Origin of the sequence: Streptomyces sp. H39-S7 (assembly GCF_027158205.1) — a bacterium.
Classification (GTDB): domain Bacteria; phylum Actinomycetota; class Actinomycetes; order Streptomycetales; family Streptomycetaceae; genus Actinacidiphila.
The window spans coordinates 218,931-240,065 of sequence record NZ_JAPVLU010000003.1 but is presented as its reverse complement, the minus strand read 5'-3'; the positions used below and the strand labels follow the sequence as shown (position 1 = coordinate 240,065).

The 21,135-nt window shown below is 73.6% G+C and carries 20 protein-coding genes; 8 read left to right on the top strand and 12 right to left on the bottom strand.

Annotated features, from left to right (window positions below; translation table 11 throughout):
- Nucleotides 1-17 precede the first annotated feature (17 nt).
- Nucleotides 18-296, top strand: coding sequence for a DUF4031 domain-containing protein (locus O3X23_RS04475; RefSeq protein WP_269269772.1), 279 nt, complete (start codon nucleotides 18-20; stop codon nucleotides 294-296).
- Here the strand turns inward: O3X23_RS04475 and O3X23_RS04470 are convergent.
- Both O3X23_RS04470 and O3X23_RS04465 read right to left on the bottom strand, forming a co-directional pair.
- The gene (locus O3X23_RS04470; RefSeq protein WP_269269771.1) at nucleotides 288-1,508 is read right to left on the bottom strand and encodes a Cmx/CmrA family chloramphenicol efflux MFS transporter; all 1,221 of its coding nucleotides are present in this window, start codon (nucleotides 1,506-1,508) and stop codon (nucleotides 288-290) included. The two genes, O3X23_RS04475 and O3X23_RS04470, sit on opposite strands and share 9 nt — an antisense overlap.
- A 69-nt stretch (nucleotides 1,509-1,577) precedes the next feature.
- Nucleotides 1,578-2,273, bottom strand: a complete 696-nt coding sequence (locus tag O3X23_RS04465) for an HD domain-containing protein (RefSeq protein ID WP_269269770.1) — start codon at nucleotides 2,271-2,273, stop codon at nucleotides 1,578-1,580.
- 60 nt (nucleotides 2,274-2,333) lie between these two features.
- On the opposite strand from O3X23_RS04465, the gene O3X23_RS04460 reads away from it, so the two are divergent.
- On the top strand, nucleotides 2,334-3,047 hold the full coding sequence (locus tag O3X23_RS04460) for a copper homeostasis protein CutC (RefSeq protein ID WP_269269769.1): 714 nt from the start codon (nucleotides 2,334-2,336) through the stop codon (nucleotides 3,045-3,047).
- Nucleotides 3,048-3,075: 28 nt separating this feature from the next.
- Here O3X23_RS04460 and O3X23_RS04455 read toward each other — a convergent pair whose 3' ends face one another.
- The 3 genes from O3X23_RS04455 to O3X23_RS04445 form a co-directional block, all read right to left on the bottom strand.
- On the bottom strand, nucleotides 3,076-4,998 hold the full coding sequence (locus O3X23_RS04455; RefSeq protein ID WP_269269768.1) for a sensor histidine kinase: 1,923 nt from the start codon (nucleotides 4,996-4,998) through the stop codon (nucleotides 3,076-3,078).
- Nucleotides 4,988-5,695, bottom strand: coding sequence for a response regulator transcription factor (locus O3X23_RS04450; RefSeq protein WP_269269767.1), 708 nt, complete (start codon nucleotides 5,693-5,695; stop codon nucleotides 4,988-4,990). Before O3X23_RS04450 ends, O3X23_RS04455 begins: the two co-directional genes overlap by 11 nt.
- Nucleotides 5,696-5,794: 99 nt before the next feature.
- On the bottom strand, nucleotides 5,795-7,930 hold the full coding sequence (locus O3X23_RS04445) for a HelD family protein (protein ID WP_269269766.1): 2,136 nt from the start codon (nucleotides 7,928-7,930) through the stop codon (nucleotides 5,795-5,797).
- Nucleotides 7,931-8,207: 277 nt separating this feature from the next.
- On the opposite strand from O3X23_RS04445, the gene O3X23_RS04440 reads away from it, so the two are divergent.
- Together O3X23_RS04440 and O3X23_RS04435 are read left to right on the top strand one after the other, a co-directional pair.
- Entirely contained in the window at nucleotides 8,208-8,378 is a 171-nt protein-coding gene (locus O3X23_RS04440) for a hypothetical protein (RefSeq protein ID WP_269269765.1), read from the top strand.
- 49 nt (nucleotides 8,379-8,427) lie between these two features.
- A complete protein-coding gene (locus O3X23_RS04435; RefSeq protein ID WP_443047751.1) occupies nucleotides 8,428-9,690 on the top strand; it encodes a glycosyltransferase 87 family protein in 1,263 nt (420 codons plus the stop codon).
- On the opposite strand, the gene O3X23_RS04430 is transcribed toward O3X23_RS04435, so the two are convergent.
- Nucleotides 9,662-11,302 (bottom strand): DNA repair helicase XPB, encoded by a 1,641-nt coding sequence (locus O3X23_RS04430; protein WP_269269764.1) that lies wholly within the window; start codon nucleotides 11,300-11,302, stop codon nucleotides 9,662-9,664. The two genes, O3X23_RS04435 and O3X23_RS04430, sit on opposite strands and share 29 nt — an antisense overlap.
- A gap of 130 nt (nucleotides 11,303-11,432) precedes the next feature.
- Between O3X23_RS04430 and O3X23_RS04425 the strand changes: the two genes are divergently transcribed.
- The gene (locus tag O3X23_RS04425; protein WP_269269763.1) at nucleotides 11,433-12,173 is read left to right on the top strand and encodes a VanZ family protein; all 741 of its coding nucleotides are present in this window, start codon (nucleotides 11,433-11,435) and stop codon (nucleotides 12,171-12,173) included.
- 9 nt (nucleotides 12,174-12,182) lie between these two features.
- Here O3X23_RS04425 and O3X23_RS04420 read toward each other — a convergent pair whose 3' ends face one another.
- Complete coding sequence (locus O3X23_RS04420; RefSeq protein ID WP_269269762.1) at nucleotides 12,183-14,693, bottom strand: helicase-associated domain-containing protein; 2,511 nt, start codon at nucleotides 14,691-14,693, stop codon at nucleotides 12,183-12,185.
- 320 nt (nucleotides 14,694-15,013) lie between these two features.
- Here O3X23_RS04420 and O3X23_RS04415 point away from each other — a divergent pair, with 320 nt between their 5' ends.
- Together O3X23_RS04415 and O3X23_RS04410 are read left to right on the top strand one after the other, a co-directional pair.
- Nucleotides 15,014-15,853, top strand: a complete 840-nt coding sequence (locus tag O3X23_RS04415; RefSeq protein ID WP_269269761.1) for a hypothetical protein — start codon at nucleotides 15,014-15,016, stop codon at nucleotides 15,851-15,853.
- 54 nt (nucleotides 15,854-15,907) lie between these two features.
- Entirely contained in the window at nucleotides 15,908-16,549 is a 642-nt protein-coding gene (locus tag O3X23_RS04410) for an HAD family hydrolase (protein WP_269269760.1), read from the top strand.
- Here the strand turns inward: O3X23_RS04410 and O3X23_RS04405 are convergent.
- The gene (locus tag O3X23_RS04405) at nucleotides 16,528-16,815 is read right to left on the bottom strand and encodes a hypothetical protein (RefSeq protein ID WP_269269759.1); all 288 of its coding nucleotides are present in this window, start codon (nucleotides 16,813-16,815) and stop codon (nucleotides 16,528-16,530) included. The genes O3X23_RS04410 and O3X23_RS04405 overlap by 22 nt on opposite strands.
- Before the next feature lie 166 nt (nucleotides 16,816-16,981).
- On the opposite strand from O3X23_RS04405, the gene O3X23_RS04400 reads away from it, so the two are divergent.
- The gene (locus O3X23_RS04400; RefSeq protein WP_138358916.1) at nucleotides 16,982-17,365 is read left to right on the top strand and encodes a cold-shock protein; all 384 of its coding nucleotides are present in this window, start codon (nucleotides 16,982-16,984) and stop codon (nucleotides 17,363-17,365) included.
- A gap of 13 nt (nucleotides 17,366-17,378) precedes the next feature.
- On the opposite strand, the gene O3X23_RS04395 is transcribed toward O3X23_RS04400, so the two are convergent.
- The 4 genes from O3X23_RS04395 to O3X23_RS04380 form a co-directional block, all read right to left on the bottom strand.
- Entirely contained in the window at nucleotides 17,379-18,218 is an 840-nt protein-coding gene (locus O3X23_RS04395; protein ID WP_269269758.1) for a 1,4-dihydroxy-6-naphthoate synthase, read from the bottom strand.
- A complete protein-coding gene (locus tag O3X23_RS04390; RefSeq protein ID WP_269269757.1) occupies nucleotides 18,215-18,898 on the bottom strand; it encodes a futalosine hydrolase in 684 nt (227 codons plus the stop codon). Before O3X23_RS04390 ends, O3X23_RS04395 begins: the two co-directional genes overlap by 4 nt.
- Before the next feature lie 13 nt (nucleotides 18,899-18,911).
- Nucleotides 18,912-19,403 carry a hypothetical protein gene (locus O3X23_RS04385; RefSeq protein WP_269269756.1) on the bottom strand — a complete coding sequence of 164 codons (492 nt, stop codon included), beginning with the start codon at nucleotides 19,401-19,403 and terminating at the stop codon, nucleotides 18,912-18,914.
- A gap of 92 nt (nucleotides 19,404-19,495) precedes the next feature.
- Nucleotides 19,496-20,926: an MFS transporter gene (locus O3X23_RS04380; protein WP_269269755.1), complete on the bottom strand. Its 1,431-nt coding sequence runs from the start codon at nucleotides 20,924-20,926 to the stop codon at nucleotides 19,496-19,498.
- Between the last annotated feature and the right edge of the window lie 209 nt (nucleotides 20,927-21,135).

The following is a 21,135-nucleotide window of genomic DNA, read 5'->3' as shown; positions in this document are numbered from 1 at the left end:
CCCGAGGCGGTCGGTCGATGACCGTCTACATAGACCCGCCGACGTGGCCGGGGCACGGACGCATGTGGTCGCACCTGGTGAGCGACGTGTCCTACGACGAGCTCCACGCGTTCGCCGCCCGCATCGGCTGCCCGCCGCGCGCGTTCGAGCGGGACCACTACGACGTTCCGGCCGCGCGTTACGCCGCGGCCGTCGAGCTGGGCGCGGTGGAGGTCGGCAGCAAGGAGATCGTGCGGCGGCTCATCGGCGCGGGGCTGCGCCGTCGCAAGGCCCCGCCGGGTGACGCGTCAGTGTGAGGCTTCCGCGGGGGCCGGGACGTGGGTCGCCGCACTGCCGGTGACGACGCTGCCCGTGACGACGCGGCTCGCGCCGTGCCGGCGCAGCGAGACGACCACGAGGCCGATGGCGACGGCGGTCATGGCGGCGCCCGCCCAGGCGGTGGCCGCGAACCCGAAGCCACCGCTGATGACGAGTCCGCCGAGCCAGGGACCGGCCGTGTTGCCGGTGTTGAAGGCGGATGTGGTGGTGGCGCCGGCGAGTGTGGGCGCGGCGCCCGCCACGTTGAAGATGCGGGCGTTGAGCGCGGGCGCGGTGAAGAACGCCGAGAGGCCCAGCAGGAACGAGAGCGCGATCACGGCGACCTGGTTCTGCGCGGTGAGCGCCAGCAGCGCGAGGAAGGCCGTGGACGCGGTGATGCCGCTGAGCATCACACCGAACAGGTGGGCGTCCGCGAACCGGCCGCCGATGGCGGTGCCGATCAGCGCGCCGACCCCGAAGAGGCCCAGGACCGCGGGGACCGAACCCTCCGGCAGTCCGGCGACATCGGTGAGCAGCGGCGCGAGGTAGCTGAAGGCGCAGAACACGCCGCCCGCCGCGAGGGCCGTGATGGCGATGGCCAGCCATACGTTGCCGTCGCGGTAGATGCGCAGCTCCTCGCGGAGCCGGGGGCGGGAGTCCGGGATCGGTATGCGGGGGATGAGCGCGATCACCCCGACGAGCGCCACCGCCGACATCAGGGCCACCGACCAGAACGCGGAGCGCCAGCCGAACTGGTCGCCCAGGAAGGCTCCGGCCGGGACGCCCAGCACGTTCGCGATGCTCAGTCCGCCGATCATGACGGCCATCGCGCGGGCCCGCGCGTTCACCGGGACCATCGAGATCGCCACGGCCGCACCGACCGCCCAGAAGCCCGCGCAGGCCAGCGCGCTGATCACCCGGGAGGCGAACAGCAGCTCGTAGTTCGGCGCCAGGGCCCCGGCGACCTGCCCGAGGCCGAAGAGCGTGATCAGCGCGATCAGGGTGGTGCGGCGCGGCAGCCGGAGCGTGGCCACGGCGAGCAGCGGAGCCCCGACGACCATGCCGATCGCGAACGCCGAGATGAGCAGTCCGGCCTGCGGGATGCTGACGCCGAGGTCGTCGGCGATCGGCGGCAGCAGGCCGGAGAGCATGAATTCCGAGGTGCCGAGCGCGAACACGCTGAGGCCGAGGACATAGACGGCTATGGGCATGCGGGAGCGGCTGGCGTCGGCGGGGGGCATAACCGTTGTCAGCGCCTCGGGTGGCCCGCGTATTCCCGGTCAGGCGGTGGGGCCTGCGGCAACGAGCAGCTCCAGCTCCGTGCCGAGGTTGCGGCGGGCGATGTGCTCCCAGCGCTCGTGGCCGACGGGGGTACGGAAGAGCCGGGGGAGATCCAGCAGTTGCCGCAGCACGGCGGCGCGGCCGGACCGGAAGTCGTCGTCGGGCACGAAGCCGTACTCCTGGCGGACGGCGGCGGCGTAGGTGGCGTACGCGGCGGGCTCGCCGGCCAGCACCGCGAGATCCGCGTCACACAGGACCTCGCCGTTGTGGTCCTCGGGCGCCGGGTCGTGGCTGGTCGTGAGCCGCACGAGCCGGACCACCTCGGCGGTGCGCGCGGGGTCGACCCCCGCCTCGGTCAGCGCCCGCTCGGCGAGGTGGGCGCTGCGCTCCTCGTTCTCGGAGCGGTCCGGGCGGTAGACGGCGTCGTGGAACCAGGCGGCGAGCAGTACGGCGTCCGGGTCGTCGGCGTACGCGGCCAGCTCGACGGTGTGGTGGAGAACGGCGACCAGGTGATCCGTGGTGTGATACCGCCGCTGCTCCTCGGCCCAGCGGCCCAGGAGGTCCTCGCCGTAGACCTCGGGGGCGAACGGGTGTGTGTCCGAAATCGGGGCGACCCGGGTGCGCCGCAGCAGGTCACACCATTGGGTGAGCAATGCCTCATGCTGCGGGTGCGTCGTCGCGGGGGTGTCAGCCATGGTGGCTATTGTGCGCCTGAGGGCTCGCGCGGGGGTGCTGATTGTGGCACTCTTGCTCATATGTCTAGACCAATTTTCGAGGTGATCGCCCTCGGCGTCGACGATGCCGTAGCGGCCCAGACCGGCGGTGCCGACCGCCTCGAGCTGGTCACCGACATGGCCGCGGACGGTCTCACCCCGTCCCGCGAGACCTTCGCCGCGATCCGCGCCGCCGTGCACATTCCGCTGCGCGTCATGCTCCGGCTCTCCGACGGCTTCGCCGCGGGCGACATCGACGCGCTCTGCGCGGCGGCCGAGGGGCTGCGCCGCGAGGGCGCGGACGAGTTCGTCCTCGGCTTCCTCGACGCGCGCGGCGGGGCCGACCTCGAAGCGGTCTACGCGGTCACCGACGTCATCGACGGCTGCCGGTGGACGTTCCACCGCGCCATCGACCGCGCGGCGGACCGTGACGCGGTGCGCTTGCAGCTGGCGGGTCTGCCGGGACTGGACACATACCTGACGGCCGGGTCGCCGACGGGCGTCGACGACGGGCTCGCGGTGCTGGTCGCGGAGGCGTCGCGGACGCTCAGCCCGGCCTCGGAGCCGGGCTACGAACCCCGCATCCTGGTAGGCGGCGGCCTGACCCGCGACCACCTCCCGGCGCTGCGGGCGGCGGGGATCGACGGCTTCCACGTCGGCGGAGCGGTCCGCCCCGCGGGCTGGGCCTCCCCGGTCGACGTCGCCGCGACGAGAGAGTGGCGAGCACTGCTGGACGCACCGGTGCCGGTGGGCTGACCGCCCCACCCCCCTCGCGCCCCACAGGTCAGGCCCCGGCGGGGAGGTGGAGGGTGAAGGTCGAGCCCTGGTTCCGGCCGCGGGACGCGGCGGTGGCCTGGCCGCCGTGGGATTCCGCCAGCTGGCGGACTATGGACAGGCCCAGGCCGCTGCCCCCCGTGGAGCGGTTGCGGGATTTCTCGGCCCGCCAGAAGCGGTCGAAGACGTGGGGGATGTCCTCGGGGGCGATGCCGGCGCCGGTGTCGGTGATGTCGATGACGATGTGGTCGTCGGCGGGGTAGCCCCGCAGGGAGACGCTGCCGCCCGGTGGGGTGTGACGGATGGCGTTCGAGACGAGGTTGCCGACGGCCTGGCGCAGGCGGACCGGGTCGGCCCGGAGGCCGAGGTCGGCGGGGGTGACGGTGAGGGCGACCCCGGCGGCCGCGGCGCGGGCGCGGTGGGCCGAGGCGACCTGGTCCAGGATGTCGCCGAGGCGCACCGCCTCGGGATGCACGCGCAGCGTCCCGGCGTCGGCGGCGGCCAGGTCCTGGAGGTCGTCGATGATGTGCTGGAGCTGCAGCGCCTCTTCGAGGAGCGAGGAGTTGAGGGCGTCGTCGGGTTCCGCCACGCCGTCCTCCACCGCTTCGAGCCAGCCCCGGATGTTGCTGACCGGGGTACGCAGTTCGTGGGCGACGTCGCTGACCATGGCCTTGCGCTGCTCGGCGAGGCGCTGACGCTCCTGGGACATGTCGTTGAACGCGGCCGAGAGCCGGCCGATCTCGTCGCCGGTGGCGACGGTGACGCGCGCCGAGTCGTCGCCGTCCCGCATGCGCTGCGCGGCGTCGGTGAGGGCGCGCAGGGGTCGGACGAGGCGGGCGGCGAGCAGGAGGGTGACCGCGGCGGCGAGGGCGAGGACGAGGCCCGCGACGCCGGCGATCCGCAGGGTGTTGGAGCGGGAGAGGGCGAAGCGGGGGGTGGTGGCGCCGCTCGGGTCCGTCACGAAGAGGTACGCGGCGGGCGCGACGAAGCCGCCGAGCTGCTCGCGTCGCGCGGTGTCGACGCAGTCGGCGGTCTTGCGCTCGGTGACGCCGCCGCTCTTCGGATCGCGGACCACGGGGGTCGGCGTCGGGGTTGGGGTCGGGATCGGCATCGCGCTCGGCGCCGGTCCGTCGGAATCCTGGGCCGGGGCCCGGGGGGCGGGCGACTGGACGGCCGTGGGCCCCGAACGGCCCCAGGTGAGGTCGGGGTTGAGCTCGAGCGGCGGCAGCTTCTCGCCGGTCAGGCACTTCTTGAGCCGGGCGTTGAGGTCGGCGACGGCCGAGCTCTCGGTGGCCGTCGCGGCGGCCAGCCGCCGGCCGTCGCAGTAATCGTCGAGCATGCCGGCGGGGTCGCCGCCGACGACCTTGATGTACGGGCGGCCGCTGGGGCCCTCGGCGATCTCGCCGGCGATCGAGTATTCGGCGAGGCAGGTGACGCTGCGCCGGGCGAGGTCGTGCAGCTTCCTGCGCTCGGCGGGGAGCAGCCGGAACGGGCCGACGGCGCGCGGGTCGATGTCGCCGGCGGTGGAGCCGGGGACCATGGTGGCGTCGACGTGCAGCGGGTCGAGGGCCGCCGACTGGGTCTGCGGGAGCGGGGAGCCCGCCGGCGCGGAGTCGGCGACCGGCCGCCGGTCCTGGGTGGTGACGGCGATGCGGCGCTGGGTGGTGGCGGCCAGCTGGCGGACGGTGGGGGCGACGCCGTCCCAGTTCGCGTGGGTGGCCGCGTACTCGGCGAGCTTGCCGTAGATCAGGGCGTCGTTGGCGAGGTAGCGGCTCTGCTCCCGCTGGATGGAGCCGGACGTCGTCTGCACGGCGAGCCAGGTGGTGGCCGCGACCGAGCACGTCGCGACCAGGACGAAGGAGAGCAGCAGCCGTCCGAGCAGGCTCTTGCGGAACGGGACCTTGCCCCGGGCCTGCCGGGGTTCACGGGCCATCGTGCCCGCCGTCCGTCAGCTTGTAGCCGACGCCGAAGACCGTCACCAGGTAGCGGGGGCGGCGGGGGTCCGGTTCTATCTTCTTGCGCAGGTTCATGATGTGCACGTCCACCGTCCTGGTGGTGATGTACCGGTCGAAGCCGTGGACGCTGTCGAGGAGCTGGGCCCGGCTGAAGACCCGTCCCGGCAGGGCGGCCAGGGCCGCGAGGATGTGGAACTCGCCGGGGGTGCAGTCGGCGGGCTTCCCGTCGACGGTCACCTCGTGCCGGGCCGGGTCCACGGTGAGCCCGCCGACCCGCAGCACGGGGTCGGGGGCGGCGTCCGGGACGCGGGGGCGGCTGCGCCGCAGCAGGGTGCGGATCCGGGCCATCAGTTCGCGGGGGCTGTACGGCTTGGTCATGTAGTCGTCGGCGCCCAGATCGAGGCCGAGCAGCAGGTCGTCCTCGGTGGAGCGGGCGGTGAGCATCAGGATCGGCAGGTCGGACTCGGCCCGCAGGACCCGGGCCACGTCCAGCCCGTCCACCCTCGGCATCTGGATGTCGAGCACGAGCAGGTCGGGCTCCCGGCGGCGCGCCTCCTCGATGGCGGCGCGCCCGTCGTGGACGACGGTGACCGTGTGGCCCTCCCGCCGCAGATAGCGGCGGACCAGTTCGGCCTGCTTCTCGTCGTCCTCGGCGACCAGCACGTGTGCGCACATGAGGGCGAGCGTAAGCGCAGACGGCGGCCCGAACACGATCGCTACGGCGCCCTGACAACTTCCTCATATCTGCTGGTCACGGTCAGGGCGCGGCAGGGCCTATCCGGCCAGCTCCGGCGGCAGCGGTTTGGCGTGCAGCACGGCGAGGCCCGAGACGGCGCGGGTGAGGGCGACGTACAGGCGGCGCAGGCCGGTGCGCTCGTCCGGTTCGCCCGCGACGATCGCGGCGGGCTCGTCGAGGACCACGTAGTCGTACTCCAGGCCCTTCGCGAGCGTTGCCGGGACCAGGGTGAGACGGGCCTGCGCCGAGGTCTCCTCGCCGGGGGCGAGGCAGGGCAGGCCGGCCGAGTCCAGGGCGGCGGCGAGCGCCGCGATGCGGTCGTCGGCGGCGATGAGGCCGACGGAGCCCTCGTGGCCGAGGGCGGTGCGGCAGGCCGCGAGCACGGCGGAGTCCAGCTCCTCCGCGCTCGTCCGGCGGATCACGAGGTCGCCGGGCGACTCGCGGACCGAGGTGGCGGGGGCCAGCCCCGGGGCGATCGTGGGCAGCAGCAGCGACGCGTAGGCGATCACCCCGCGCGGCACGCGGAAGCCGCGGGTCAGCTCCTCGACCGGGGCGCCGGGCTTGCCCAGGTGCGCGAGGGCTTCCTCCCAGCTCGCGGTCGCCCACGGCGTGGTGCCCTGCGCGATGTCGCCGAGCACCGTCGCGGACCCGGTGGAGCAGCGCCGTCCGACGGCCCGGTACTGCATGGGGGACAGGTCCTGGGCTTCGTCCAGCACCACGTGGCCGAGCGAGTGGGTGCGCTGTACGAGGTCCAGCGCCTCGTCGATCAGCACCGCGTCCGCCGGGGCCCACCTGGCGGAGGCCAGGCTGCGGGGCGGCTTCTCCCACAGCACGGTCGCCTGCTCCTCCGGCGTCAGGATGCCCTCCGCGCACTCCGCGAGGAACTCCGCGTCGGACAGCAGCCGCAGCACCGTCTTCGCCGGGTCGGCCTTCGGCCAGACCTCCTTCACCGCGGCCTTGACGGCGGGGGTGCGGGCGACCGCGTCCTGGACGCGGTCGTCCGGCGCCTCCCCGGCCTCCTCCATGCGGACCAGGACGTTGTGCGCGATCCGCTGCGGCAGCGCCTCGTGGGCGGCGCCGTAGCGGATGTCACGCTCCATCAGCTCCCGTACCAGCTCTTCGAGTTCGTACGCGGGGATCCGCCAGCGCCGCGACCCGCGGACCACGACGACCGGTTCCTTCGGCATCCGGATGCCGCTGCGCACCGCGCGCCGCAGCACCTGCGCCATCCGGGCGTCGCCCTTGATCCGGGCGCGCTCCGCCGGGTCCGTGCCGCGCACCGTGACGTGCGCGACCAGGTCGTCGACCGTCGCCTGCTTGACCTGCAACTCGCCCAGCGCCGGCAGCACCTGCTCGATGTACCGCAGGAAGGACTGGTTGGGCCCGATGACGAGCGTGCCGGTGCGGGCGAGCCGGTCGCGGTGCGCGTAGAGCAGGTACGCGACGCGGTGCAGGCCCACGGCGGTCTTCCCGGTGCCGGGGGCGCCCTGCACACACACCGTGCCGCCGATGCCGGCGCGGACGATCTCGTCCTGCTCCGGCTGGATCGTGGCGACGATGTCCCGCATGGGGCCGACGCGCGGCCGCTCGATCTCGGTCTGCAGCAGCTTGCTGGAGGTGGCGGCCTCCGCCGGGTCGGTGAGGTGCTCGTCCTCGTACGCGGTCAGCTGCCCGCCGGTGTAGCCGAAGCGCCTGCGCAGCCGGACGTCCATCGGCTCGACGCGCGACGCCCGGTAGAAGGGCTGCGAGACCGGCGCCCGCCAGTCGATGACCATCGGGTCGCCGTGCGCGTCGTGCACATGGCGGCGGCCGATGTAGAACTGCTCGCCCTCGGCGCCCTCTTCCCGCCCGTCTCCCACCACCGCCCTTGCACCGGAGCGCTGCGCGCTGCCCCTCTCGCTTTCCCTACCGGGCGCGTGCAGGTAGTCCAGCCGGCCGAAGAACAGCGGGGTGTGCGAGAGGTCGGCCAGGGCCTTGATCCGGTTGTCGATCTCGGCGGCGAGGATCTTGGCGTTCACCCAGTTGCCGGTCACGTCGGTGATGTCCAGCGCCTCCACGTCGGCGCGCATCGCGGTCAGCGCGGAACGGGATTCGGCGAGGTGGGTCTGCTCGGTCAGGAGCGGGTTCGCGTCAGGGGACTGGTCACGGGACTGGTCGTGGTCGTGCAAGGGCACGGCGTTGCCTCCGGCTTGTGCGTACGCAGGGAAGAAGAGAGAAGCCGGCCGGTTTCCGTCCGGGCGGCGGCGCTCCCATCGGGAGGCGGCAAGACGGTGGATCATACGCTCCCGCCCGCAGCGCCGCGAATGCTTTTCGCGGCACCCCGAACGGCCCTCAGGGTCGATCCCCGGCACGACCTAGGGGACGGATGTCAACCCTGAGGCGTACGTGACACGGGAGAGTTCAGACTTCCGCCCGATGTACTGCAAACGGCGGATTTCCTACCCTTGGGACATGACCACACAGACCTTCGCCCCAGGCCCCTCCGCCGCCGGCAGCACCGCCCTCGGCACCAGCCACGAACACCCCCGCCACCTGCTGGGGAGCACGTTGCGCGCCGTCCGCGTCTTCGCGCAGACCGCCGTCGAGGTGGTCCTCCTCGGCAGCGAGGGCAAGCACCGCTGACCCCGTAGGGAGCACGGCCCCCACCCGGCGGTCCACTAACGTCGCGGCGGTGACCGCTCTCAGCGAGGTGCATCCGGCGCCACCGACCGTACGCGCCGCATCCCGCCGCCGTCTGCTGCTCGTCCTGGCATCCCTGCTGGCCCTGGCGCTCGCCCTCGCCGGATACGCGCTCTTCTTCTCGACGTATCCGGTCCCGATGGCGGACATGCTCGTCTACCGCGCGGAAGGCGCCGCCGTCGCCTCCGGACAGGACCTCTACGGCTTCCGCGTCACCCGGTGGAACCTCCCGGCCACCTACCCGCCCTTCGCGGCGCTGCTCTTCGTGCCCACCACATGGCTGCCCCTCGGCGTTCTGCGCGGCGGCTTCGTCCTCGGCAACCTCGGGCTGCTCGCCGCCCTGACCTACCTGTCGCTGCGCTGCACGGGCCGCGGCGGCGCCGTCCCCCAGCCTTCGGCCGGGGGTGCCCCCGGCCCGGCCGCCCTGATCGCGCTCCCGGCCGGCGCCCTGTGCCTGGAACCGGTCTTCCAGACCTTCGTCTACGGCCAGATCAACCTGGCGCTCGCGGTCCTCGTCCTGTGGGACCTGTCCCGGCCCGACGGCGCCCGGGGCAAGGGCCTCGCCGTCGGCATCGCCGCGGGGATCAAGCTCACCCCCGCGATCTTCGCCGTCTATCTCGCCCTGACCGGCCGCACCCGCGAGGCCACCACCGCGGCCTGCGCGTTCGCCGGTACCGTCCTGGTCGGGGTCGCCGTCCTGCCCGCCGCGTCCGTCGACTTCTGGACCACGCGCCTGTACGAGACCGACCGCGTCGGCAAGGGCTGGATCGTCGACAACCAGTCCCTCCAGGGGCTGCTCGCCCGGCTGCTGCACACCCCGCACCCCGGCCTCGTCTGGGTGGCGGCGGCCGCCCTCACCGCCGCCGCGGGCCTGGCCGTCGCCGTCCGCGCCTCCCGCCGCGGGCTCGAAGCGTGGGGCGTGCTCTGCGCGGCCGTCACCGCGCTCCTCGTCTCGCCGATCAGCTGGTCGCACCACTGGGTGTGGTGCGTCCCCCTGATCGCTCTCCTCGCCGCTCACACCCGCGGCCGCCCGCTGCGCCGCGCCGCGGTCCTCGCGACCGCGGCCGCTTTCGCCTGCCGCAGCATGTGGCTCACCCCCCACGACGGCGATCTCGACCTCCACCTCGCCTGGTGGCAGCAACCGCTCGCGTCCCCATACCCGCTGATGGGCCTGGCGTTCCTGGCGGCCGTGGCCGTCACCCTCCGGCGGGGCGGATCCGCGCGGGCTACGTCAGCAGCTCGTCCGCGTCCATGATCCGGTACGCGTACCCCTGCTCCGCGAGGAACCGCTGCCGGTGCGCCGCGAAGTCCTGGTCGATGGTGTCCCGCGCCACCACCGAGTAGAAGCGCGCCTCGTGCCCGTCCGCCTTCGGCCGCAGCACCCGTCCGAGCCGCTGCGCCTCCTCCTGGCGGGAGCCGAACGTGCCGGAGACCTGGATCGCGACCGTCGCCTCCGGCAGGTCGATCGAGAAGTTCGCGACCTTGGAGACCACGAGCACGCTGATCTCACCCTGCCGGAAGGCCTCGAAAAGCTTCTCGCGCTGGGCGTTGGACGTCTCGCCCTTGATCACCGGAGCGTCGAGGTGCTCGCCCAGCTCGTCGAGCTGGTCGATGTACTGCCCGATCACCAGCGTCTGCTCGCCCGCGTGCTTCGCGACGAGCGCCTCCGTGACCCGCCGCTTCGAGGCGGTCGTCGCGCAGTAGCGGTACTTCTCCTCCGGCTCGGCCGTCGCGTAGGCGAGCCGCTCCGTGTCGGTGAGGTTGACGCGGACCTCGACGCAGTCGGCCGGCGCGATGTAGCCCTGCGCCTCGATCTCCTTCCAGGGCGCGTCGAATCGTTTCGGCCCGATGAGGGAGAAGACGTCGGACTCGCGCCCGTCCTCCCGGACGAGGGTGGCCGTCAGGCCCAGCCGGCGCCGCGCCTGCAGGTCGGCGGTGAACTTGAAGACCGGCGCGGGCAGCAGGTGCACCTCGTCGTAGACGATCAGGCCCCAGTCGCGCGAGTCGAAGAGCTCCAGGTGCGCGTAGACGCCCTTCCGCTTGGTCGTCAGGACCTGGTACGTCGCGATGGTGACCGGGCGGATCTCCTTGCGGGTGCCGCTGTACTCGCCGATCTCCTCCTCGGTGAGCGAGGTCCGCTTGATCAGCTCGTGCTTCCACTGCCGGGCCGAGACGGTGTTGGTGACGAGGATCAGCGTCGTCGCCTTGGCGGTCGCCATGGCACCGGCCCCGACCAGGGTCTTCCCCGCTCCACAGGGCAGCACCACGACGCCGGAGCCGCCGTGCCAGAACCCCTCGATGGCCTGCTGCTGGTACGGGCGCAGCGCCCAGCCGTCCTCCTTGAGGTCGATCTGGTGCGCCTCGCCGTCGACGTACCCCGCGAGGTCCTCGGCGGGCCAGCCCAGCTTCAGCAGCGTCTGCTTGATCTGGCCGCGCTCCGACGGGTGCACGACGACGGTGTCCGGGTCGAGCCGGGCGCCGACCAGCGGCTGGACCTTCTTCGAGCGGAGGATCTCCTCCAGCACCGGCCGGTCCGTGCTGGTCAGGACCAGCCCGTGGACGGGGTGCTTGCTGAGGGTGAGACGGCCGTAACGGTCCATCGTCTCGGCCACGTCGACGAGCAGCGCGTGCGGGACGGGGTAGCGGGAGAACGCGACGAGCGCGTCCACGACCTGCTCCGCGTCGTGTCCGGCGGCCCGGGCGTTCCACAGGCCGAGCGGGGTCAGCCGGTAGGTGTGGATGTGCTCGGGAGCGCGCTCCAGTTCCGCGAACGGGGCGATGGCGCGGCGGCACGCGTCCGCGCGCTCGTGGTCGACCTCGAGGAGCAGCGTCTTGTCGCTCTGGACGATGAGAGGCCCGTTGTTCAAGTGCCACACCCTTCGGTTCGTGATGGAGGCAAGCCTCCAGTGTCGCGCATCCCGGTCATCGGCAGCGGCGGCACCGCGTACGGCGGCGGGGAAGGGGTATACGCCACCTCGACCTTGATGGGGGGAACACATGACCCGCACGGATCTGTTCCGGACGGCCCGAGACCGTCAGCAGGCCAAGCGCCCGCAGAAGCCACGTTCGAAGGTGGCGGCCCGCTGGAAGCCCGCGTCGTGGAAGCCCGTGTGGAACACCACACGGAAGCCGGCGTCGAAACCGAGGGTGAAACCGGAATCGCGGCCCATTCGCGAGGCACGGGACGACGCACGTCCGCCGCGTTCCTTCGGCGCCGGGCTGGTCCGTGCGCTGGTGATGCTGCTGGCCTTCGTCTGCATGGTCGGCTTCGCCGTGGTGCTGGCGAAGCTGACGCTCCAGCCGTCGCCGGGGTCGGTCGCGCTCATCCACACGAACCTGAAGCCCGGCGACTCCATCCGCCAGTACGTCGACCAGCCGGCGTTCCGCGACACGGTGAAGCAGATCGGCGGCAACCTGCTGCTGGGCGTGCCGTTCGGGGTCCTGCTGCCCGTCCTGTTCCCGAAGACGCGCGGCCTGCTGCGGGTGGTCCTCGTGACCGCGTTCGTGATGGTGCTGGTCGAGGTGGCGCAGGGCATGATCGTCGAGGGCCGGGCGTTCGACGTCGACGACGTCATCCTCAACACCACCGGCGCACTGATCGGTTACCTGCTGCTCGGCCGGCGGCTGGGCCGGGCCCTGCATCCCCGGCGCCACCACTGGTGGCAGCGGCGGCGGCCGTCCGAGTCCGACGGGGAACGCGGTGGGCGGCGGCGTCTGCGCGGGCGCGAGGCCGCCTGACCGCTGCGGTCAGGCCGGGTCCTCGGCCAGTTCCGAGACGCCGGTGATGCGGTGCAGGGCGAACGTGCGGACCTCGTCGGCGGTGTGGTCGTAGGCGGTGACGAAGCCGCCCTCGACGCGCACCGGGCCGATGACGCGCTGGCTCGCCGCACCGTCCGCGTTCACATAGCCGATCCACAGCGAGTCGCCGGTCAGCACCGCGGCCTGCATGGTGGCGAGGGTCTCCGCCGCGGCCGTCCTGGGCAGCCCGCCGTTGGCCACGGGGGCCGGGACGCTCTCGCGGTGCACGGCGGTGGAGGCCCGGTCGCCGGCCCGGATCGCCTTGACCGCGGCGCCGAGCAGCGTGCCGTCCGGGACCGGCGGCCCGTCGGTGACGGGGGTGGGCGCGGCCCTTCGCGGGGTGCGGACGGCGTCGGCGCGGGTGATGACGACATCGCCGTCGGCGGATTCCGCGGCCGGCGCGAAGCCCATCGCGCGCAGCCGCTCCAGCAGCGTCTCCGGCGCGGACTGCGCCGCGAGCACGGTCGGTGCGAGGCGGCGCAGGCCGAGGCCGGAGGCCCGGCGGTCCGCCAGCAGCTCGGTGAGCAGCGCGTCGTCGTCGCAGCGCAGATACGCGGAGGCCGCGCCGACCCGCAGCCGGCCGTGCCGGCGGGCCACATCGTCGATCAGATAGCTGAGCGGCTGCGGTACGGGCGTCCGTGAGTGCTCGGCGAGAAAGGCGTGCAGGTCGGCGGCGGTCCGCCCGGCGTCGAGCGCCCTTCGCACGGACTCCGGCGTGAACCGGTACACCGTCGCCCCGCCCTTGGACTCGACGTCGGCCAGCACGCCGATCATCTCCGCGAGCGGCGCCTCCAGCGGGCCGGGCGCCACCGCGGTGAGGTCCGCCTGCAGCAGCACGTGGTCGAGCGGCTCGGGGAGGAGCGGCGCGAGGCGGTTCGCGGCTTCGGTATCGGGTGCGGTCGTGCTGGTGCGGCGGCCGCGCGGCACCGCCGGGGACGTTTCCACGAACGGGCGGGCGTGGGCGGCCAGGGCGCCGCGGCCGGTGACGCCGATGAGCTCGGCCTCCGTGACCGTCCAGCGCAGCAGCTCCGCGCGCAGCGCGTCCGTGCCCCCGCCGCCGCGCAGCGGCCGGTCCCAGCGCAGCCGGTCGAGCAGCTGCGCGGGGGCGGCGGAGGCCCCCTCGGGGAGCGCGGCGAGCAGTTCGAGAACGCGCCGCCGGACCTCGGGCGCGAGGGAGCGGTCGAGGTCGGGCCCGAGCGCGGACAGTGCCCGGCCCTTGGCGTCGCGGCTGCCGACCAGGCCCGCGGTGCGGGTGGCGGAGAGCCAGGCCGTGGCGAGCGCCGTCCAGCGGTCCTGCGAGGGCAGCCGGAGCCAGTCGTCCGACGCGGGCGTCGGCGCGTACGCCTCGTCCAGCTCGCCGTCGGAGGCCAGCAGCCCCGCCGCGTACGCCAACTCCAGCCAGAACGCGGCCAGCGTCTCGGACACGTCCAGCTCCGTCGCGACCCGCTTCAGCTCACGGACGCTGATGCCGCCCGCCCGCATCACGGACGGGCCGCCGGTCTCCCACGCCTTGAGCAGTTCCTCGACGGTGCGGACGGCGTTGAACGCCTGGCCGGCCGCGGTGCCGTCCACAGCCTGTGGAGAGTGCTCGACGGGCGTGACGGCCGGCGGCGCCGGCTCGACGGTGCGGTGCGCGCGGCCCGCCCGCAGGTGGAGGGCCGCTTCGCGGGGGAGCACGACGTTGTGCTGCCCGGCGGGCAGCAGCAGGCCCCTGGCCAGCAGCCACTGCACGGGCGTGGTGGCGGTCGCGGCCCGTACCGGCGCGATGGCGTCGCCGACCTCGCCGTACGGCGGGCCCCACGCCAGCTTGCCGAGCGCGGCGGTGGCGCCCTCCGGCGCCGTGGCCAGCAGCTTCTTCATCCGCTTGCGGTCGCTGAACAGCCCGGCCAGGGCCGCCACCGCGCTCATCGGGTCGTGCGTCGCGGGCAGCCCCACGTCGGCGAGGATCTCCTGCAGCCGCGCCGGCGACATGCCGGACGTCGCTTCCGCGACGGACGGCCCCAGGCCGGTGGGCGACGGTACGGACGCCGACGGCGCGAGCAGGTCACGTGCCGTGCGCACCAGCCGCAGCCGGTCCTCGCCGCCCCACACCAGCCCCTGGGCGCGCAGGCTCCCGACGGCGTGCGGGAGGGCCGCGTCGGTGGCCCTGTCCGCGGCGTCGCCCGTCATCAGCGCCCGGAGTACGGCGTAGGCGCCGCCGTCGGGCATGACGGCGAGGGCTTCGACGGTCTGCAGGGTGAAGCGGTCCAGGCGCTCCAGCGCGCGCACGACCGACGCGCGGGTCGCCGCCCGGGTCGCTAGCTGCGTCAGGTCGTTCGGAACCGGGCTGAGCAGGTCGGGCCGGGCGCGGAGGAGCGCGGCCAGCGCTTCGTCGCCGCGGGCCCGCAGATCCTCCGCCAGCGTGCGCGGCGGCGTGCGAGGCGGCGTGCCGCCGGGCTTGCCGGGCTGCTCAGTGGTCATCCGTCCCACATTACCGGTCCCCGGGGCGGGTGGTGGGGGTGCGGGGGCCGGTAAGGGGACGGCGCTCAGTTCCCCGCAGCGGCACGCCCACGGTGGGTGAGGGGAACCAGCCCGCCGCAGGCGTGACGGTGCCCCCATCCGGCTCGCGTGCCCCGAGCCCCCGCCGGTAGGCGATGAGGGCGGGCGGGTGGGAGGAAGCCCGGCGGCCGCGGGGCCGTACACCCGTGGGGGTCGGCGCCGTTGATATGCGGACCTCCGCCGGAGGCGGCACGGTACCGTCGACTGAGCGGTGGCGCACGGCGTTTGGGCGGGTGGGGTGGATGGGTGTCGAGAGCGATCAGCTCGTGTTCGACTACTTGAGCCGGGTGGGTGACCTGGCGCAGAGGACGTTGCCCGCTGCCCAACGGATGCGGCTCGTGGCGCGGTTGCGGAGTGACATCGACCGGGAGCGCGTCAGCGGGTCGGGGGCCGGGGCCGGGGACAGTCCGGCGGCGGTGCGGCGGATTCTGGGGCGGCTGGGGTCGCCCGACGAGGTGGTGGAGGCCGCGGCCGGGAGGCCGCAGGCGCAGCCGGCGTCGTTCCGGAAGATCCCGCAGCAGCGGGCGGACATCCCGGGCGGGCCCCCGGTCGCAGCGGGGGACGAGCTGGCGGGGCTGCCCGGGATGACGGGCCGGGTGTACTTCGACTTCGACCTCGACGAGGAGGACGAGGAGGAGGAACCCGAGGCGGAGGCGGAGGCGCCGGAGGAGGCGCCGGCGGAGGAGGCCGAGGAGGCCGCGCCGCGCAGGCGGCTGCTGCGGCGGCGCCGGGTCGCGGCGGAGCCGCTCGGGCGGGCCAGCCCGATGCTGCTGGTGGCCGGGGCCCTGCTGGTGACGGGCGCGGTGCTGGGCTCGTGGGTCCCGCTGGGGCTGGGCTGGCTGGTCGCGTACTTCGCGCGGCGGCTGTCCCGCAATCAGGCGAAGTTCGCCGTGTTCGGCATTCCCGGCACGGCCGCGGCCGGCCTGCTCGTCTGGCTGTGGGGGCGGACCGCGGGGAAGTGGGGCGAGCCGGTCCCGCAGGGGACGATGGGGCAGGCGCTCCGGGACGGCCTTCCGGTGGTCGTCAGAGTGGCGGCCGTCGGCTCCGCGCTGTACCTGTTCTGGCGGGGCCGCCGGGCCTGACCGCCGGGCTCGGGCCCGCCGGGAGCACGGGCCGCGCGGGGCGAGAATGGCGGTATGACTACCGCTTCCCCCGCTCCCGGCATCCCCACGATCACGGTCGGATTCGATCTCGACATGACCCTCATCGACTCCCGGCCCGGCATCAAGGCCGCCTACGACCGGCTGTCCGCGGAGACCGGCGTCCACATCGACTCGGAGCTGGCCGTCACCCGGCTCGGGCCGCCGCTCGACGAGGAACTGGCCCACTGGTTCCCGGCCGCCGCCATCGCGGAGACCGCCGACCGCTACCGCGCCCTCTACCCGGACTACGCGATCGCGCCGACGCCCGCACTGCCCGGTGCCCGGGCCTCCGTCGACGCGGTGCGCGCGGTGGGCGGCCGGGCGGTCGTCGTCACGGCCAAGCACGAGCCCAACGCCAAGCTGCACCTGGCCCACCTGGGCATCGACGCCGAGGTGCGCGGCTGGCTGTGGGCCGAGGCCAAGGCGGCGGCGCTGCTGGAGTACGGCGCCTCGGTCTACGTGGGCGACCACACGGGCGATGTGCGCGGCGCCCGCGCCGCCGGCGCGCTCTCGGTCGCCGTCGCCACCGGGCCGTGCGACGCGGCGGAGCTGCGGGCGGCCGGCGCGGACGTGGTGCTGGACAGCCTGACCGAGTTCCCCGCCTGGTTCGCGGGCTACGCGCCCGTGGCCGCCTGAGCCTCCCGCACCGCGCGCTTCTGCGCGAGGGCGGAGCGCAGCAGCCCGCCGAGCGCGAGCGCCAGACCGGCGCCCATCAGCATCGAGACGAAGTACGCGGGCGTCGGCAGCGGGTCGGTACCGAGGAGGAGCGGAACCATGGTGGCCATCGTGCTCACGGCGCCCACGAAGAAGACGATCGCGCCGACGCGCACGAGGACGTCGCCCGCCCCGCGGGTTTCGGACGTTGCGGGGGCCGTCCCCCGGGAGTGAGGTGTGTTGGTCACCCGACCAGGGTAGATCGGTCCGGAGAGATGGGGGACCACGGCGTCTTGTCACCGGCCACCGGGCCAATAGGCTGGTAGCACGAGCAGGTCTGGTCAGAACGGGCCTGCCGCACTGCTATCCAGGGCCCTTCCCAGGGCTTTACGAGCGATGAGGACGAGGTCGGACGTGCCTACCGGCAAGGTCAAGTGGTTCAACAGCGAGAAGGGCTTCGGCTTCCTCTCCCGCGACGACGGCGGCGACGTCTTCGTGCACTCGTCGGTACTGCCCGACGGGGTGGCCGCGCTCAAGCCCGGCCAGCGTGTGGAGTTCGGAGTCGTCAACGGCCAGCGCGGTGAACAGGCGCTCTCCGTGACCCTCCTCGAACCCGCACCGTCCGTCGCGGCCGCGCAGCGCCGCAAACCGGACGAACTGCTGCCCATCGTCCAGGACCTCACCACGCTCCTGGAGGAGGTGGCCCGCTCGCTGCAGCGCGGCCGGTACCCGGAGAAGACCCACGGCCACAAGATCGCGGGCGTGCTGCGCGCGGTGGCCGACCAGTTGGACGTCTGAGAGCCCGTAACGGTCAGTACGTCAGCGCGTTGGGGCCGAGGGGCGGTACCAGTCCCTCGGCCGCCGCGCGGGTGAGCAGTCCGCGGACCGCCGCGTAGCCGTCCTCGCCGAGATCGGCCGTGAACTCGTTCACGTAGAGCCCGATGTGCTGGTCGGCGACGGCCGGATCCATCTCCTGGGAGTGCGCGAGCACGTAGTCGCGTGAGGCCGCGGGGTCGTCCCACGCCGCGCGCACCGACGTGCGGATCGCGTCCGTGAGTGCGCCCAGCTTCTCGGCCCCCAGCGACCGCTTGGCGATGATCGCGCCGAGCGGGATCGGCAGGCCCGTGGTGGCCTCCCAGTGCTCGCCCATGTCGGCGAGCTTGTGCAGCCCGTACTCCTGGTACGTGAAGCGCGCCTCGTGGATGACCAGGCCCGCGTCGACCCGGCCGTCCCGCACCGCGGGCATGATCTCGTGGAACGGCATGACCACGACCTTGACGGGGGCACCTCCCGGCACCTCGGCCGCCGCCCACAGCCGGAACAGCAGGTACGCCGTCGAGCGCTCGCTCGGCACCGCGACGGTCTTCCCCGCCAGGCTCATGGGCTCGCGGGTCAGCACCAGCGGGCCGCAGCCGCGGCCCAGGGCGCCGCCGCAGGGCAGCAGCGCGTACTCGTCCAGCACCCACGGCAGCACGGCGTACGACACCTTCAGCACGTCGTAGGGGCACTCCGCGCCCTGCTCGGCCAGGGTGTTGGTGATGTCGATGTCCGCGAACGTCACGTCCAGGGCGGGCGCGCCCGGCACCAGGCCGTGCGCCCACGCGTGGAACACGAAGGTGTCGTTCGGGCAGGGCGAATACGCGATCTTCATGTCAGGTCCTCAGATCCCCAGGTCCTCGGGTCTTCGCTGTCGAGCGCCGCCGGAAGTTTCCCGAACGCCTCGGTCAGCGCTGCCAGCGCTTCCCCGATCCGCCAGGCCGCGCGGTCGCGCGGGCCCACCGGATTGGACACCGTACGGATCTCCAGCACGGGCACGCGGTGCGCCGCCGCTGCCTCCGCTACGCCGGACCCCTCCATCGCCTCGACGACGGCGCCGGGGTGGCGGTCCGCCAGTTCGGCGGCGCGCGCGGCGCTTCCGGTCACCGTGGACACCGTCAGCACCGGTCCGTGGACCGCGCCGAGCGCCCGTGCCACGGCCGCGCCCAGCGCGGCGGGCGGGCGGTGCTCGTTCACCCCGAAGCCCAGTTCCGCGACGGGCAGGAACCCTTCGGGCGTCTGCGCGCCCAGGTCCGCCGCCACGATCGTCCGCGCGACGGCCACCGACCCCAGGGGGGCGGCGGGCTGGAAGCCGCCGCCGATCCCGGCGGAGACCACCAGGTCGTACGGCGGCTCCGCGCGGGCCAGGGCGGTGGCCGTGCCGGCCGCCGCGGCGGCCGGGCCGACCCCCGCGGCGATCACGTCGCAGTGCACCGCGGGGTGCGCGGCCGTGTTCAGCCCGGCGGAGACGGCATCCCGCTCCGCCGCCACCGCGGTCACCACCAGCACGCGCATGTCCGCAGACCCGTTACGCGGCCTTCACCAGCTTGAACTGCCAGACACCGAAGACGTTGTCGGAACTGGCGTCCGGGCTGCCGACGATGTTCAGCGTGGCGTTCTTCAGCGGCATCGAGGAGCCGGTCTGCGGGTCGCTCGCCGTGAAGATGCCGGCGGACTCGGTGATCGTCCAGTACGTCTCGTCCTTCAGGACGTCCGTCTTCTGGTTCACGCCCGAGGCGATCAGCCAGCCCTTCTCACCGATGGACGGGTCGACGCCGACCCGCACCTTCTCACCCGGCTTGACCGTGATCGTGTGCTTGGGGGCGGCGCTGAGGCACGCGATGAAGATCGCGCTCGGCAGCTTCTTGCCGTCGGCGTAGCACTTGTCAGTGGCCTCGGTGGTCACGGTCTTGGTGCCCACGGTCACGGTCGCCAGCGGGGTCGGCTTCTCACAAGCGGTGAGGAGGACCAGCCCGAGGGACACGGCACCGAGGGCGGCGGCAGCGCGGCGAATGCTCATGAAGGTGAGGCTACCGGGCGGTCGGCTTCCCGCCGCGCGGGGGTACGGCGTGGCGTCGTGCCGTGGTGCGGGCGTCGTCCGTGGTGCGGGCGTCACGCCACGCGCGCGCGGGCCGTTCCGCCGCGAGCCGCGCCCAGCAGGCCGCGCACCGACAGGAGGAAGCCCACCATCACCAGCCCGGCCGCCACCGCCATCCCCAGCGAACCGATCAGCGGCAGCACTATCCCCAGCCCGCCGCCGACCACCCACGACAACTGCAGGGCGGTCTCCGAACGGGCGAACGCCGACGTGCGCACCACTTCGGGGACGTCGCGCTGGATGAGGGCGTCGAGCGACAGCTTGCCCAGCGCCTGGGAGATACCGGCCACCGCCGCGACCACCGCGAGCGTCACGGTGCCGTACATGAGCGCGGCCACCGTCGCCGCCGTGACCGCGGCGATCAGCGCCATCACGATGATGATCTCCGGGCCGCGGGACTTCAGCCACGACCCGAGCGCGGTCCCCAGCGCGTTGCCGCCGCCCGCCGCGACCGCCACCATGCCCAGCGAGAACGCCGGGGTCAGCCCTTCCAGCGGGTGCTCGCGCAGCAGGAACGCGAGGAACATCGTCAGGAAGCCGGAGAGCGCCCGGAGCCCGGAATTGGCCTGCAGCGCGTGCAGCACGGACGATCCGACACCCAGCAGCCCCGGTTTGCGGCCCGATTCGCGCACGCCGTCACCCGGCAGGCCGGCCCCGGGCGGGTCGACGCCGTCGCCCGTACCGCCCCGGTCGGCGGCCCTCAGCTCGGCGAACCGCGCTTTCGCCTCGCCCTTCGCCGAGTCCACCTTGTGCGGCAGCGACATCGACAGCAGCGCACCGCCCGCGAACACCACGAACGCCCCGTACAGCGGCCACTGCGGCCCGATCATGTGCAGCCCGGCGCCGATCGGCGCCGCGATCGCCGTGGCCAGCAGCCCGGCGAGCGTGACCCGCGAATTCGCCTTCACGAGCGTGGTCCGCCCCGGCAGGAGTCTCGGCACGACGGCGCTGCGCACCACGCCGTACGCCTTCGACGCCACGAGCACGCCCAGCGCCGCCGGATACAGGCCGAGGCCCGCCGTCGTCACGACCGACGCCATCGTCCAGGCGAGCACGGCCCGCGCCAGCATCGCCATCGCCATGGCGGCCCGGCGGCCGTGCGTCATCCGGTCGAGCAGCGGGCCGATCACCGGCGCGAGCAACGCGAATGGCGCCATGGTGACCAGAAGATAGAGCGCCACCCGGCCGCGCGCCTCGCCGGTCGGTACCGAAAAGAACACAGTGCTGGCGAGAGCGATCGTGATCAGCATGTCGCCCGCAGAATTCACCGCGTGCAGTTCGATCAGTTTCGCGAGTCCGGACTCGCCCGCCCCATGGGCGTGCGTGGACCGCCGAATGCGGCGGCGCACGGCCCCACCGGACCGTTGCGCCGCGCTCACCAGGGCGCGTCCTGCCCTGCGAAGGGTCCCCGGACCGGACGTCACTGCGCTTGCCACGAGGGCCATCCTGCCCCAAATGAGCTGCCTCTCACCCCCTCCTTTGCGCACGCGGTGCGCACGGGTAGCGTGCGATCGCGCAGAATGGGTGCCAACAGGTGCGCCCGAGGTCGTTCGGGTAGGGAAAGAAGCGTTGACGCGGTCCGCAGGTCCGCTCCGTTTCGGCCCCCGCCCGCCTCCGGCGGCGCACACGTGAGACGGCGTAACGGAGAGAATCG